At 52.8% G+C, this 15,719-nt stretch carries 12 protein-coding genes; all 12 read right to left on the minus strand.

The window, feature by feature from the left end:
* Nucleotides 1-33: 33 nt before the first annotated feature.
* The 12 genes from bshB2 to RSX24_RS12060 all read right to left on the minus strand — a co-directional run bounded on the left by bshB2 (nt 34) and on the right by RSX24_RS12060 (nt 15,706).
* Nucleotides 34-708: a bacillithiol biosynthesis deacetylase BshB2 gene (gene bshB2 / locus RSX24_RS12005; protein ID WP_343260722.1), complete on the minus strand. Its 675-nt coding sequence runs from the start codon at nt 706-708 to the stop codon at nt 34-36.
* A gap of 23 nt (nt 709-731) precedes the next feature.
* Nucleotides 732-1,076, minus strand: coding sequence for a YojF family protein (locus RSX24_RS12010; RefSeq protein ID WP_236413826.1), 345 nt, complete (start codon nt 1,074-1,076; stop codon nt 732-734).
* 106 nt (nt 1,077-1,182) lie between these two features.
* A complete protein-coding gene (locus RSX24_RS12015; protein WP_236413825.1) occupies nt 1,183-2,508 on the minus strand; it encodes an MFS transporter in 1,326 nt (441 codons plus the stop codon).
* A gap of 70 nt (nt 2,509-2,578) precedes the next feature.
* Nucleotides 2,579-3,244: an ArsR/SmtB family transcription factor gene (locus tag RSX24_RS12020; protein ID WP_236413824.1), complete on the minus strand. Its 666-nt coding sequence runs from the start codon at nt 3,242-3,244 to the stop codon at nt 2,579-2,581.
* Between the two features lie 190 nt (nt 3,245-3,434).
* Entirely contained in the window at nt 3,435-3,824 is a 390-nt protein-coding gene (locus tag RSX24_RS12025; RefSeq protein ID WP_236413823.1) for a tautomerase family protein, read from the minus strand.
* An 80-nt stretch (nt 3,825-3,904) separates the two neighbouring features.
* Nucleotides 3,905-6,493 (minus strand): glycosyl hydrolase family 95 catalytic domain-containing protein, encoded by a 2,589-nt coding sequence (locus RSX24_RS12030; protein ID WP_343260723.1) that lies wholly within the window; start codon nt 6,491-6,493, stop codon nt 3,905-3,907.
* Complete coding sequence (locus RSX24_RS12035; protein WP_343260724.1) at nt 6,490-7,635, minus strand: glycoside hydrolase family 88/105 protein; 1,146 nt, start codon at nt 7,633-7,635, stop codon at nt 6,490-6,492. The genes RSX24_RS12030 and RSX24_RS12035 overlap by 4 nt, the downstream gene beginning before the upstream one ends.
* Nucleotides 7,636-7,715: 80 nt before the next feature.
* A complete protein-coding gene (locus tag RSX24_RS12040) occupies nt 7,716-9,773 on the minus strand; it encodes a glycoside hydrolase family 65 (RefSeq protein ID WP_343260890.1) in 2,058 nt (685 codons plus the stop codon).
* Between the two features lie 58 nt (nt 9,774-9,831).
* The gene (locus tag RSX24_RS12045; protein WP_343260725.1) at nt 9,832-12,126 is read right to left on the minus strand and encodes an AraC family transcriptional regulator; all 2,295 of its coding nucleotides are present in this window, start codon (nt 12,124-12,126) and stop codon (nt 9,832-9,834) included.
* 185 nt (nt 12,127-12,311) lie between these two features.
* Nucleotides 12,312-13,853: an extracellular solute-binding protein gene (locus tag RSX24_RS12050; RefSeq protein WP_343260726.1), complete on the minus strand. Its 1,542-nt coding sequence runs from the start codon at nt 13,851-13,853 to the stop codon at nt 12,312-12,314.
* A gap of 24 nt (nt 13,854-13,877) precedes the next feature.
* Nucleotides 13,878-14,747 carry a carbohydrate ABC transporter permease gene (locus RSX24_RS12055; protein WP_236413812.1) on the minus strand — a complete coding sequence of 290 codons (870 nt, stop codon included), beginning with the start codon at nt 14,745-14,747 and terminating at the stop codon, nt 13,878-13,880.
* Nucleotides 14,747-15,706 (minus strand): ABC transporter permease, encoded by a 960-nt coding sequence (locus tag RSX24_RS12060; RefSeq protein WP_438286814.1) that lies wholly within the window; start codon nt 15,704-15,706, stop codon nt 14,747-14,749. Before RSX24_RS12060 ends, RSX24_RS12055 begins: the two co-directional genes overlap by 1 nt.
* Nucleotides 15,707-15,719: the final 13 nt, after the last annotated feature.

A 15,719-nucleotide genomic window follows, 5' to 3' on the forward strand; every position in this document is an offset into this window, starting at 1 on the left:
CGTTGTGTAATCATATGGACGGATGCATGGAAATTACTCGAAACGATAGGTCCAGAATGCTTCCCGGCCGTACCTCCCGCGAATTTCTTCATCGTCCAGCTCACGGTTTCCGAAAAGCTCTGCGGCCTGGAATTGCGAACGGTGCGCACGAATCGAATTCACCTTGTTGGCCAGAAAATCACTGACGTCCACCAACACGTCCGGTTTTCCGATCGCCTCTTCATGATTGCGGGAAAACGCCACGCAGTATACGAGCGGTCTCTCTTCTGCCGGCAACCGTTGGATCGTGCGAATGACGGCGGCACCGGTCGCATCATGATCGGGGTGTACGCTGTACCCTGGATAGAAGGTAATGACAAGTGCGGGATTCAGTTCCTTGACCAGTTCCATGATCTGCCCGTCGAGCAGGTCTTTGTCTTCGAATTCGATCATTTTGTCATGGAAGCCGAGCATTCTCAAATCCTGAATGCCAATCGCCTCGACAGACTCCCTCAGTTCCTCTTTGCGAATGATCGGCAGAGTAACCCGGTTGGCGAACGGCGGAATGCCCATGTTGCGACCCATCTCGCCAAGCGTAAGGCAAGCATAAGTTACCTGCGCACCTCCGGCTATGTACTTGGCCAACGTTCCCGATGCAGCGAATGCTTCATCGTCAGGATGGGGAAACACGACAAGAATGCGTTGATTTTCATATGTTTTATTGTTCATGTTTGCTTGATCCTCCGCTTTCTTCAAAAGGGTTCCCGGCTCAACTGCAGGGCGACAACCAATTTGCCTTGGCTATCGTGCCCGGCCAGGATCAATCGCTCCTGCTCGTTTTCGTCGACGTGAGTAAGTCCTTCGGCATAGATCCAGCCTTGCGTTGTCTTCAAACCGACACGGTAAGGGTTTGTACCGGAGATGGAACCTTGCGTATATCGAATAACCGCATTGGTAATGAATGCCGAAGCCGGGTGTTTCGAGCTGTCATAATGATTGGCATATGCACCTGACGTCAGTTCCAGGTGTACGTATAGATCCTGATCGGCCAGCCGATCGATCCGGGATTGGATATCTTGGGGTTGTATCAGCTGCATGTGGGCCTCCTTATTTGCTAAAACGTAAGTACTGTTCCATTTTAACATATGTTCGCAAGAATAGACATGGAGTGCCCAGCGGCGCCAATGATAGTCACAATCCACCTTATTCGCCCTTCGATTCATTAAGCCCCATTGTATTCAATGCTACGTTCGCTTGCCTTTTACGAGGCCAGAACATAATCGGTATCAGCAATGTCGATAGTGCGCTTCCTGCAAAAGATAAGGCCGCATAACTGGTATGTGCCAGCATCATACCGGACAGCGCTCCGCCAGAGGCACCCGCAAGCGCGATCAATACATCCACAGAACCTTGCACTTTTGCACGGTTCGTCGATCTCGTTGAATCCACGATAAGTGCCGTACCACTGATGAGTCCAAAATTCCATCCGAGCCCCAAAAGCGAAAGGGCAATGATTAACAGTGTCATGGAGTCGGCTGGCGCAAGTGCTGCCGTGATTCCCGCAAGGAGTAACGTTACCCCCGATGCGATGGCCATGGTCGTTCGACCGATTTTATCCACCAAAATGCCTGTAATCAACGAAGGAAAATACATCGATCCAATATGGAAACCAATGACAATCCCTACCTCGCTTAACCCGTGCCCATGATGTTTCATATGTACCGGGGTCATCGTCATAATGGCAACCATAACGATTTGAGTCAGAATCATCACGGAAGCACCAAGAATGATTCCTCTGCGTTCAAGCAGTGTTTCCGTTTGTCCCGCAGATGTTGTATTGTGCACTGTTCGCGTAGCAGCAGCTTTCGCAACTAAAAGTGGATCGGGTCGAAGAAAGACCAGCAGTATGATCCCAGCCAAAATATAAGCGGCCGCAGCCAGAATAAAGGGTCCCGCAAGCTTAGGTACACCAATCGTAAGCGCAAATTCGCCCATAACGTCGACCAGATTAGGTCCAGCAACCGCACCAAAGGTCGTGAATACCATCGCCATGCTCGCTGCAGTTGCTCTCTGTTTCGGTGATGCCAAATCTGTTCCTGCATAACGCGCCTGCAAATTGGTTGCTGTCCCGGCACCGTATACGAGCAACGAAGGTAAGAGCAGCCAAATGCTGTTCAGGAGTGCCGCGAAAATCACCCCGATTGCGCCTATGCCCCCGATTACAAATCCCAGACCTAGGCCAAGCCTTCTCCCTTTTTTCTGAGAATACCTGCCGACCATGTAGGCTGCCGCAGCCGATCCCAACGTAAACAGTGCCGTGGGTACACCCGCGTAACTGTCCGTACCCAGCATGTCCTGAGCCAGCAAAGCGCCCACCGTGATTCCGGCGGCAAGGCCGGCACCTCCAAAAATTTGCGAGAAAATCACTGTTGCAAGTGTACGCCGATACAGCTTCCGTTGTTTCTCCGGGGACTCCGCATAGCTATTAATCAATTCTTGTTGCCTTGTGACAGAGCTTGCCATTCCCATCTTGTTAACACCTTTCCCTGAATCAGGCTGATTTTTCATATCGGTCAGACCTTGCTGATTGGTTCCAAGTTTATGAAGTGGTTGCTTCCTTACTCACGTAATCATTCCAATCATGAACACTTCGATCAAGATGGAAGGCCTCGTAACCCCGAGCCTTGAGCATTTCAATAGCTTTGATCGCCATAAGGCAATATGGTCCACGACAGTAAGCTACGATGGCGGCATCTTGCGGCAATGAGGATAATTGCTCGGCTAATTCTTCAATGGGGATTGATACCGCCCCCGGAATATGTGCCGCTTCGTATTCATCTATCGGACGCACGTCCAAAAGCACGACTTCTCCTGCATCCATACGCTTTGACAATTCATCCAGTGTGACGGCCTCCACATCCGAAAATTGCCCCATAAATTGCTCTTTAATATGTTGGACTTCGACCAGCTTTTTCTCTGAAAGTCCGTAAAGAGAATGGAGAAAATGTAATACTGCCGGATCGGAAAGCTCGTAAAACACATAATTTCCACGTTTCTTGGATACGACCAATTTAGCTTGATGTAAGGTTTGCAAGTGCTGGGAAGCGTTCGCCACAGAAATCGAAGTCATTTTGGAAATGCTTTCTACCGATTTCGGTCCCTGCGTCAGCACGTCCAAAATTTCCAACCGCTTGGGACTGGATAAACACTTACCAATCCGAGCGAATTCAATAAACAAGCCGTCTCTAAATTCTCTTTCGTCCACTCTCGACCACCTCTAAACCATTCAATTGATTTCTTTAATAGATAAAATCTATTGCATCTCTCATCACATGTCAAGAAAAAAATGAATTGCGCATCTTAAACTTCCATCGGCAACCCCAACACCATCCTGATTCATTAAAAACCAAAAAAGCCACCTTTCGGCGGCTTGGCATCTTTTATTCCTTACTTAATTACACATCCACCTTATAATCAAGATCCAATTCGTCTCCGGGTAATCCCCGTATGCCCCAGTTGGATTTCGGCGTCTCGAAGATCGTGATTTCAACATCCTGAACGGCAATAGCCAGCTCTTGCTCGATTCGTTCGAAAAGCGAACGAAACAGCTGTTTCTTCGCCGCTTCCGACCGGCCTTCGAAAATGCTCAATTCAATGATCGTATACGCTTCCGTGCGTCCGGGCGCATAATGAAAATCCTCCCGGTCCATGGGGAAAAAACGATGGAATTTTTTACTTTCAGGCAAATCGAAGCTTGCGACAACGCACTCATGGACGATGTCCGACAACCTCGCTTTCACCGGATTCAGGCGTTCCTTTATCCCGAAAATTTTGACTTGAGCCATGCTCCTCATCTCACCTTTCTCTGCTCTACTCAGCTAATGTATTAAAACCAAATTATAACATCCAGTTCCTCATTTTGACATCATGCCTGTTCAATCATAAGCCTCTCCCCGGTTTCTAGTTGCAGCTTATACTCACCCGGCGCCGTTGGACCCGAAATGCCATCCTTTCGTCCATAGGCATGAATGCCTGGAACCCATGGCGGCAATTGAAGCTTGGCAACCATCGGACGAAGGGCGCTTATTTCTGCGCGGAATGCTCCTGCTGACCGATCCCAGTGGAGAGACAGGCTTCCTTCCGGTATGCGCCAATCGCGGAAAGAACCCTTCACCCATGCGGACGGCAATGCCGGCAGCAGTTTGATCCACTGCGGCGAAACGTAAAGCAGCATTTCCTGTACCGCATTGACCCAGCCCAAATTGGCATCCAACTGCACGGGTGCAGCAGGCATCGTCATACTCACCCCCATTTGGCGCCAGTCATTATGCAGGGTAAAACCGTTATGGAGCACGCAGGAGCGCGCGAGAACGTCCAGACACTCCAGTGCCCGATCACCATCGCCCAGGCGTGCATAGACGGAAGACATATGTGCAAGCGACCAGCCGCTCTGGGCGCCGAGTCGGCGCTGATGCACCGCCGTTTCGAATGCTTTGAAAAGCTCCGGCTGCTGCTCACGGGTCACCTCCTGTCCCGGAAAAACCGGATACATATGCGAAAGATGACGATGATCCTGCCGATCCTCGAACGCGGGATGCAGCCATTCCTTCACTGCGCCGGCCGGATTGACCATATACGCAGGCAAACGACCGAGCATGGCTTCCCAGCGCGGGATGTCTTCTTTGTGAATGCCGAGCAAATGGCTGGCCTGAATCGTATGCTGAAGCAATTCCTTCACGATGGCCACATCCATGGTAGCATTCATAGCGGTGGGCATTGGATGTGCAAGCTGCTGTCCGTCTTTGGGCATGAAGTTCTGCGGCGTGTTCTCCGGAGATACCGATGGATAGATGAGATATTTCCCGTCCGGGCCCGGCACCAGAAAGTCCTCATAAAACAGCAAAGCCTCACGCATAAACGGCAAAGCTTCGTCCCGCAGAAAATGCAGGTCGCCGGTATATCTGTAATGTTCGTAATAATGCCTGGCAAGCCAGCCCGCTGCTCCGGTCCAGTTCATGATAACCGGCACGATCTGGTTCGGCACACCGATGCCCGGCGTCGTTCCGGCAGGGATATAGATGCCCCGGCAGCCGTAGAGCTTGCGTGCATTATCCCGGAAATCCTCCATTAAACCGTTATAGTAACGGAACAATGCCCGGTTCAGGCAGGACAACCCGCCCACATTGGAATGCCAATGCATCATTTGCACGTTTTCGTTGGCCATGTGATGGCCCCAGATCAGCCGGTAATCCCCGCCCCACAAGCCATAAAGACCAAAAGGCGTTTGCCCGTGCTCATGCGTTCCACTGATGAAAAGGTACCTGCCGAAAGCCCAAAGTTTGCGAACCAGCCCCGCAGGAGCGGCGCCTTCATAGGCTGCCAGAAGCATCTCTTCATTGCAGCGGCCATCATCGCCTTCATCATCCAGATCGAGTCCGACAGAGCGGAATAGCGGTTGATGCAGCGCGACATGCCTGGCGAGCAAAACATCGTAATCGGAGGCGAGCTGCGACAGTTCCTCTTTTAACCGAGACCACTGCCGCTGCCTTTCCCCGGTCGCAAACACTTTGACCAAAATCAGCCATGTGCCTGGCATCCGAAAATGGAGATGACCCGCAAGCGCTTGGCCGCTTCCTTCGTTCTGATCAGCTTTGCCTGAACCTTCTGCCTGCTTGTCACTGCCCTTTTGAGCAGTACTGCCTACATCCGTTGAATCCTTCCTTACCGTGTGCCCGCCATCTAAAGGATTTAATACAAGCACCGCGCCAAAATCTTGCCCGTCATCGTTGCGGCCGCCGTAATAAATCGTGTTGTCTTCTACTCGTACAGTGATCGAAGACGCCAAAGCCTTGAATTCGTCATCCTCCCGCACCTTGTCGCCGGGGTGAAAACGCAGCCCGATCATTCCTTCGATCCAACCTTCGAGCGAACCTTCAGACGATGCTTCAGCCCTGTATTCCGTAACCTTTATCGGGTTTGTTCTTTCCAGCTCTCTCCCTTCCACCTTATAGACGATGCAATCGTCCGCCCGGGAGACGAACAAACACCTGGAGTATTCCCGCTCGCCGTCTTGCCAGCGAACCTGAACCTCACCCGTGTCCATCTCCAGTTCCCGGCGGTAGCTGCGGAAAGCACGGTTGCCAGGCATCGTTACGGTTAGCGCCGCGAGCGGAAATCGCGAAGACAACCTGGAGGCATACCCGAGCGTCTGCAGCGTTCGCGTCAAATGCCAGCTCGCCTCCAAATAACGTTCCTCATCCATCAGGCGACGCGTCTCCGGCAGCGTATGACTGACGTCAGGCAGTTCGTGCTTTTGGCCCCAATGCCATAGATCGGCATGCTGCAATAACACAATTTCCTCCTGAACGCCTCCCTGAACGGAAGCGCCAAGTCTGCCGTTGCCCGAAGGAAGCGCTTCACGCCACATGCCTTGCCACCACGATGCAGGATATTTCAACAGCAGTTTGTTTTGGTCCGGTCTGGCGGCATTCGAATCTCCTGCCAAGCTGCTCATGGTTCTCCTGCCCCGAGCTTCTCCATTTCAATGCTTGCCAGCAGGAACGGAGCAACGCCCATCTGCGCATCACTCACGATCTCTTCGTTAATGTAATAAGCGTATGAGCCGTCCCTGTATTTCTTGCCGCCAAGGCCTGCGCCGTGGCAAATATGGTGCAGGTGTATCCCCTTTTCATCCTCGGTAACCAGCCTGTTCAAAATTCCATCATATGCACGTTCAATGACGCTGCGATCCAACTCGGCCAAATACCGAAGCCGCAGTCCCTTCGCCAGCGCATAAGTCAGCATGCAGGAAGCGGAAGCTTCCAGGTAATTGCCTTCCCTGCCGTTCTGGTCCATGACCTGATACCATAGCCCGCTGTCATGGTCCTGCGCGTGGGCAATCGCATAAGCCATCCGCTCGAAAATGCCCATGATCTGCCCTCGCTGCGAGTGATCGATCGGAAAATGCTCCAACGCATCGACCACAGCCATCGCATACCAGCCCATCGCCCGGCCCCAGACATGAAAAGACTGGCCGGTTTCCTGATCGCACCAACGCTGTTCCCGGCTCTCGTCCCAGGCATGATGCAACAGCCCCGTCTTGGAATTGCGCGTTCTCCGCTCGATCAGCAATATTTGACGTGCCGCTTCATCGAAGCTCTCAGGATGATCGAACGTACTGGCATATTCGGCCAAGAACGGAGAGGACATGTACACGCCGTCCAGCCACATTTGATACGGATAAATCTTCTTATGCCAGAACCCGCCCTCGCTCGTGCGCGGCTGTCCTTTCAACTGCGCGACCAGCCGCAATATCGCCAGGCGGTATTTCTCCTCGCCCGTTTTTCTCCACTGGGAAAAGAGGTTTTTCCCTTCATTGATCATGTCCAGGTTATAGTCTTCCAGACAGTAGGTCCGGATCGTTCCGTCGTCGTCAATCAAGCCGTCCAGGTGGTGATGGACCATCTCAGCATATTTCGCTTCTTCATTCCATACTGCCGCACGTTCCAAGGCCATCAGCGTCATTCCGGCAACGTAGCCCCATTTTCCCGCAAGCTTCGGGTGGTTCCCGTCCGTGCACTCGGACAGCAGCGTATCCGCGATTTTGGCGGACATTCTGCTTTGCCGCTGTATTGCGTTTGCCGACATTTCGCCCATATCGCTCTCCCCCTGTCGTGTTCTTCAACGATTGCCCGACAAGTGCCAGGTGTTGTTATGAATAAAGATGAAACTGGTCATCAAAGCAACGGTTTAAGCCCTTCCCACTTCACGCTCCAGCTCCCGTCTTGCGGAAACCCCGGATTCTCCCGTTCAGCGGCTCCCGTCCATCCTGCGGCCATCATCGCCACCGCCGTCAGCAATCCGCCATTTCCGGGCAGGTATGCCCATAGTCCGGGTCTTTGATAGTTGTGTCCATTTGGCAAATACGTGTTCTTCGTCGCCTCCATCAGCAGGAAATCGACGGCGAGCTCAGGTTCGTTCAGCCTGGCCGCCGTCATGGCGCACATCGGGAAATCCCACCCCCAGGCAGACTCCCAGTCCCAGCATTGCTTTACCTTGAGCAGCGTTTCTTTCATGATGCCTTTGTCGACCAAGGAGCCAGGCAGCAGGCCGAGCGCTCCGAGCATCGATGGATGATCCTGATTTTTGGCGGTAAAGGTGTTCGGGCAGTGTTCATGCGCTAGGTACACGCCTTCCTCGTGCCGCGGTTTCGCCATTTGAGAGGCCACATCGATCCATTCCGGCGGAGCTGTGATGCCCAGCCGTTCTGCCCATCGCACCGCAATGTCCAGCCCGTATTTCCAGTATTCCAGCTCATACGGCGGATTCAGGCTTTCGGCCATGGCATGGTTTTCCTGTGCCGGAATGAGCGGCGGACCCAGAACATACGCCTTCTTTTCGTCATCCCAATGAGCATAGGAAACCATAAAATCAGCCGCCTCGAACACGATGTCTTTGTATCGTTCCAGCAACGATACCTCCGGGCGTGCTGCATAACACATTTCGGCCAGTGCCGTCGGATGCGGCTGCTGCCAGATCAAACCCGGTGCGACGGGCGACGGCGATTGCTGCCCATCGTACGCGACCATCTTGGGCCAGCGGGCACCCGCATAGCCCTGGGAACGAGCCAATTTGCGAGCCTCCGGCAGGATAGCCACATACCAATCCATGCTTCTCAGCAGCAGATCAGCACGCCCCCACAGCGGAAAATGCGCCGCATGCCACCAATGCATCTCCAGATGCATTTTGCCGAACCAGCTGTTGTACATGTACCCCGTTTCCTGCGGCGGCATGCTTCCTGCGCTGTGTACAGCAGAGAGGAACTGGGATAACACGATCCGCCGTTCCAGTTCGGCAGCGCGCGGGTCCGTGCTGCCGGACAAATCGACGGCGGCCCCGCCATTCCAAAATCGCTGCCAGTGATCCGAGCTTGCTTGCATAGTGGCATGCGCCGGCTGCGGCTCCGGATTACGGGGAGCAAACGCGATGCTGCATTCCCAGCTTTCCGAGTCGGAATCCATGCGCGGCATTAGCGTAAATTCGTGAGTTCCCGTTTGCGTCAGCCGCCCTTTGTCCCACATCCATTTCACGGCATATTCGTCTTCATCCAGCAAACGTTTCCATGCAGCGGAACCATCCCTTGTTTCGATCAGCGCCGTGCTGTGCCTGTCATCCCGGTTCCATTCCGGAAAAACAGACTTCGACCAGCTGCGGTGGGTCATGTCCGGTGAAGGGAAGGCAACGAACAGCTGCAGGCGATTTTCGCGAATCAAAGCGGAGTGCACGCGAATGCCGATGCAATCCCGCTGCGGATCACAGGCCGTTTCCACCCTGACTTCCGTACCTTGCACCGCGAAGATGCTGTGAAGCACGCCTGTCCAGAGATGCATCTCCTGACGGATCGGAACAACGTCGCTCAACTCCGCCTCTTGTCCGTCTTGCCGCAGCAGCCGAAACGAGATGCGTCCAAGCTGGAGACGATGCGGATTTTGGCGCAGCCAATGATAGGCCTCGTCTTTGCCTTCCGGTTTCATCGGATATAATACTTGCCGGCCATAGGTATCGAAAGGCTGGAAGACGATATGCTCGTCACCGAATACATGGCGGCCTCCGGTTGAATGCCAACCCCAAGCGGATTGGGTTCCCAAAGGAATTTCGTAGGCTTCCGGAAAGGTCTGGAGCCCTGTGAAATCGGCGCTGAATCCAAATTCCCCGTTGCCCACTGATAAAGGGGATAGAGGTTCGATCCGCGTCAGTACCGGATGGTTTCTTGTGACGATCGATTGGCGATCCATCATATGTCCGCTCCTCCTTTTAACTCTGTACAAAACAGAGAAATACACAGCAAAATCTTCAAGGTTCCAACAGGGAATCCCTTCGGGTGCGCATCATCTCTCTGTATTTCCCCGGGGTAATGTCCTTCGTTTTGCGATATACGCGAATAAAGCTGTTCTCGTGCTGGTACCCCACCATGGAAGCGATTTCCGAGATTTTATAATCCGTGTCCACCAGCAGCCTGCATGCACGCTCCATCCGCAATTTGGTGAAATATCCATGGATGGTTTCGTTCATTTCCTGTTTGAAAAGCTGGCTGGCGAGGCTGGTACCGATCCCGGCGTGCTCGGCAATGTCCTGAATGCCTACGGGCTCCTCCAGATGTTCGTTCATGAATGCAATCATCTGCTGGCATAGAACGAAATCCTTGCTGAGCAGCATGCCGCCAAACCACGCGCACATCGCCTCGACCTGCTCTTTAAGCAGCGCCCGGACATCCTCCAGATGCATCGTGCGCAAGCTGGACAATTCAAGATCGCGGCATTCCGCGGCACGACTTAAACGAAGGTTTTCCAACGTTTCAGCCAGGGATTGCAAACAGGCCATGGCTCTCGAAGGGTGCGTATTCTCCTGCTGCAGGCGAGAGAGCATTTTATCCAACACATGGAGCGCCGCCTCCGCATGACCGGCTTCGATACTCTCCGTCAAAGGAGCCATCGTCTCCTGATCTTCACTAACACCATCGTCCAATGGCGCAGCTGCCTCCTCACGAAACGGAATCGCTTGCTCATAACCCCGATAAAGCCTATAGTCCAAGGCGAGCTCGGCTTCCTGCATCGCTTTTTGCAAGTGCATATATCCGTCGTGATTCGCGCTGACCCCTGCCGACACCTGGAATTTGAGCAGCCTGCGAATCATCGGGAGCGTCTCTCCGATGGCAGTCACTGCGTCGCCGTCACTGAAACGGCCAAGCGGCTGAAGCATCACCATCATGCGATCTCTCCCAAGATCGGCGGTCAGCACGCGCCATTGCCCGGACAGCAGCTCGGCTGCGATATTGGCGATGGCGAACTTCAACAGGGAATGATCCGGTTTATTGAATCGTTTACACCATGCCTCATAGTCGTCGATCGACAACATTGCGATGATGAGCGGCGCTGGATCCCATTCCCTGAAATATCGCTCCCACTTCTCGCTGAGTTCCCGGGTCCCGGACATATGGCCGGCATGGATGTCCATCAAAAATTTGCTCGAAGCCTCCGGCAGCGTTTGCCGCAAATTCATCGCCTGCTGGGCATGGTCCGTGAGCAGCTGGCTCGTGATTTTCTCCAGATCGATCGTGCCCGTATCCATCCGTACCCTGTCATAACCGCTGAGCAGTTGTCGCATCCGCTTCACCGGTCTGAAGGCGGATGCATTGTAGAAGGCAATGGCCGCCGCTCCGGCCGCAAGCGCAAGCAGCGATACGACAAAAACGGTATTGCGGATCTTCTGCGCGCTCGCGAGCAGGCTGTCTTGCGAAATGACGGACAAGTAGCGCCAACCGGTATACGGGGACACGATTTGCGAAGCAAGCAAGGTTTTGCCTTCGTGCTCGAATTCCCCGATCTTCTCCCCATCCAGCTGTGCGAGGACCTGATCCACCACTTCTGCCCCAACGCGATAATTTCCCAACTCGTATAACGGTTGATGATCTACATCCAGAATGAAACGGCGGCTGTCAAGGCGGGAGACCGACGATTGCAGCATATGCCTGAACATCTGCTCCGATTTGAAATTCACGGCAATGATGCCCTTGAACTGGCCCGATATCATGATTTTGCGATAAAGTGTGATTTGCCTGGCGGGTGTGCCCGAGGCCGACGGGATTTCCCGCTGTTTGACCAGCATGGGCCGGTCGTTAAAATCATCGGCAACGTCTACCCAACCGGAATCGGGAAAGTTGGCTTTGCTTGAACTGAATCCTTGGGGAAAAGCAACCATGCTTCCACGTTCCACGTCATAAATGTAAGCGCTTTTAATGAAAGACGTGCTGCTGATCAGCGTTTCCATAAACTTCAGCAGCTCCGTGATGTTTTGGTACGAAGCCTGGACGTCGCTCGTCAGAAATTGATACACGTTCCCGTTCAGCGCGATTTTGACCGCGATTTGGTCGCTTTCCCGCATCATCTCGTCGATGTCGTTCATGCCGATGCGCAGCATCTGATGTTGGGGTTCGCTAAGCTCCTGCTGCAGCACGGATTTGGAGGAATAATACGTCGTCATGCCTACGGCAATGATGATGGCGAACACCGCAATCGTCAAAATCAGCAGCAGCCGGGTTTGGGTATTGGTCAAATTAAATTTCAACCATTTCAAAAACGAAAGGGGCATGGCCGTCTCCCACCTTATTTGCGTGATAACGCCATTATACAGCGGTGATGTGACCAAGACGACCCGGCCCTACCTCCTAATTTTCCTCCCCCGTCCCGTCATCATTTCCCGCGTTTCTACGAAATTTCGCCTTTTTTGCCATCGAACTGCTCGCAAGCCATGGGGAGGTTAGCGAATGCATGTTTTTAATTTTTAACCTTCTCATACCATTCCTGCACTCGCTGGGTCACGGCTTCACCGCCGGCAGCATACCATTTGTCCACATAGTCGTCATAAGCCTCGATCGGGAGCTCACCAATGACAATTTTGGTCAAAACCTCCTGGAACAACTTATGGGACTGGATATCCGGAAATCCTTCATATACCGAGGCCGGGAGTCCGTCACCGGCAATTTGGCGCGCATCGGCGGTGCTGACGACGAACATGTCTTTGACCATCTGCTGCTGGTCTTCCGGATACGTTTCTTCGATTCGTTTGTCCATGTCCTCTGCCGTCGTCAAATTTTTCATGCCCAGGGCAAGCGGTTTGTTGTCTGCGGGCGGGAGGATCACTTTGCGTCCGTTGACGACTTCATGCTGTTCGCCCTCGAGGCCGAAGCGCCCAAATTCATCGTTTTCAGCATTGTAGAAAAAATCCAGCAGTTTCAGGGCATTGGGGGCATTGTCCTTGTTTACGGTGGGAATCATCCACTCCGGCTCACCCATGCTTTTCTGTGTGACAAACGCTTCGAACCCTTCGGCTTTCGGCAGCGGCATCGCTGCAATGTAAGCATCCGGCGCCTGCGTCAGCATGGCATTGTACCGATCGCGCACGTTCGCCGGCAGATGATACCAGCTGCCCACTTGATTGTTGTTGATTTTGGCCTGCCATACTTCCCCTTTGTTGAGGAACGTTTCGTTGTCCAGCAATTTTTCTTCGTATAACTTCCGGATGAACTTGATGGCCTCGCGCATGTTGTCCGTTACGCCTGCGTACTGGATTTTGCCGTCATATTCGTCCCATTCAGGATATCCTTCCCACATGGCTACCCCGTACATCGCAAACAGATGGTCCATCCATCGGCCGAACTCCCTGCCGCTGGTAGGCAGCTCATCCGCTTTGCCGTTGCCGTTCGGGTCTTTGTCCCGGAAAGCTCGCAGTACCTCCACATATTCATCGGTCGTTTTAGGCATCTCCAATCCAAGTTTATCCAGCCAATCCTTGCGAATGAGTGGCGCACGCTCGGGAACCAAAAATACTTTAGGCACATAGTAGATTTTGCCGTCAGGCGAAGCGGAGCGCACGATATCCCACGCTTCCTGGGGAATGCTCTCCCAGACATGGGGTGCGTACTCGGGCAGCAGTTCATCCAATGGCAGCGCACCGCCCTGCTGAATCAGCGTTTGCTCCACGCCTCCGATCGGGCGCAAAATATCCGGCAGCTCATTCGAAGCGATCAACAAATTCAAGTATTCGGACGGCTCCGATCCGGGAGGTGTCGTGATCAGTTCATATTGGACGCCGGTTTTCTCCTCGACATACTTCACGTGCGGATTATCCGCAGCAGGCAATGTGCCTACGCCCATGTGGCTTTTGAATACTTTGACTTTGGCAGCACCGGAGCTTCCTCCTCCATTCTCGCCGTCCTGCGATCCGGCATTCGGGCTGCCGCTTCCACAACCCGCGATCAGCAGCAGCACCAGACTAAGAAATGCCGGTACGATTTTACGTGTCCATTCTTGTCTCATGAAATTGTCCCCCTCAATCCTCGTTTATTCTTTGAGCGACCCCAAGAGCGATCCTTTCACGAAATATTTCTGCAAATAAGGATACACCAAAATGATGGGAACGCTTGCAAAAAGAATCGTTGCTGCCTTCAACGTCGTTGTATTGAAGTTGTAATCACCGAGAAACATGTTCACCTGAGCCAATTCCTCCGGACTGGTCAAATACGCACGCAGCTTCATTTGCAAGGGCCATAACCCTGGATCGCGGATAAAAAGCACCGCCCGCTGGAACGTATTCCAGTACCCCACCGCATAGAACAAGCTGACCGTGGCCAGTACCGGTTTGGAGAGCGGCAGGTAGATCTGGAACAAAATGCGGAAATCATGACATCCGTCGATTCGGGCGGAATCGTCCAGCTCCTTGGGCAAATTCATGAAAAACGTACGCAAAATGACCATGTTGAACGTACCGATCACCCCGGGAATGATCAAGGACCACAGCGAATTCATCATGCCAAGCTCCCTGACCGTCAGAAAAAACGGGATCATCGGAGCATTAAAAATCATCGTAATCACGATGCCAAGCATCACTTGTTTCCGGAACAGAAATTCCTTGCGGGACAGCGGGAAGGCGGTGAATACCGAAAAAAGCATGCTGAGCGCCGTACCTGCTACCGTAATGAAAACAGTTACGCCAAACGACTGCCATAATCCTGTGCTTTTCAAAATATGTTTCCAGGAATCCAGCGTAAATTCGACCGGCCACAGGAAGACGGCTTGGGAATCGGCTGCAACCGGCGAACTGAGCGAAACCGCCAACAGTTGAAGCAAAGGCAAAATCATCGTCAGGGCGGCTGCCGTAAGAAAGGCGTAGTTGAAGACCTGAAAGCTTTTTTCTCCGAACGTCTGCTTCATCACCACAATCCCTCCCCGGATTTTTTGGCCAGCCGATTGAAAATCCATAGCAGGATGAAACCGATCACCGACTGGAACAGGCCGATGGCCGTCGTTACGCTGTACTGCCCTTGCAACACCCCTGAACGGTATACATACGTTTCAATGATATCCCCTACGGAGTACGTCATCGGCGTCAACAGGTTGTAGATCTGGTCGAAGCCAAGCTCCAGGAAGTTGCCGATGTTTAACAGGAACAGGATTAGAATGGTCGGAAACAGCGCGGGCAGTGTAATATACATCGTCTGTTTCCACCGGTTCGCCCCGTCCATCACGGCCGCTTCATATTGGTTCGGATCAATGCCGCTGATGGCAGCAAGGTAAATGATCGTGCCCCAACCGACTTCTTTCCATATGGACGACAACACCACGATGGAGCGGAAATACTTTTCCTGCTGCATATACAGAATCGCTTCAAAGCCAAACCATCCTCTCACCATGTTGACGAAACCGCCGGAGGACAGCACTTCAAACACGATCCCGCCGACGACGACCCAGGATAAGAAATGCGGCAAATAAAACAAGCTTTGCAAAAATCGTTTGGCGAGCATTTTTCTCACTTCATTGAACAGGAGTGCCAGCAGAATCGGAGCAGGAAAGCCAATCACCAGCTTGTAAAAAGCAATCAATGCCGTATTGCGGAGAACGTGATAGAAATCCTGATACGTAAAAATGAACTTGAAATTATCCAGTCCCACCCACGGGCTGTTCCAGATCCCCCTCATGATTTGATAATTTTGAAAAGCGATGACGCTTCCCCCCAGCGGGATGTATTTAAAAATGATGTAAAACAAAATGCCGGGAAGGATCATGACATAGAGCATCCAGTGTTTTCTAATGTTCCTCAAGTAACCTTCACGGATGCTTGGGTTAATGCTGACTCCGGGGTGCGGCGTCGATGCTTCCGATCGGTCAGCCATACCTGTCTTTGCC

The organism is Paenibacillus hubeiensis (assembly GCF_032334105.1).
Taxonomy (GTDB): domain Bacteria; phylum Bacillota; class Bacilli; order Paenibacillales; family Paenibacillaceae; genus Paenibacillus; species Paenibacillus hubeiensis.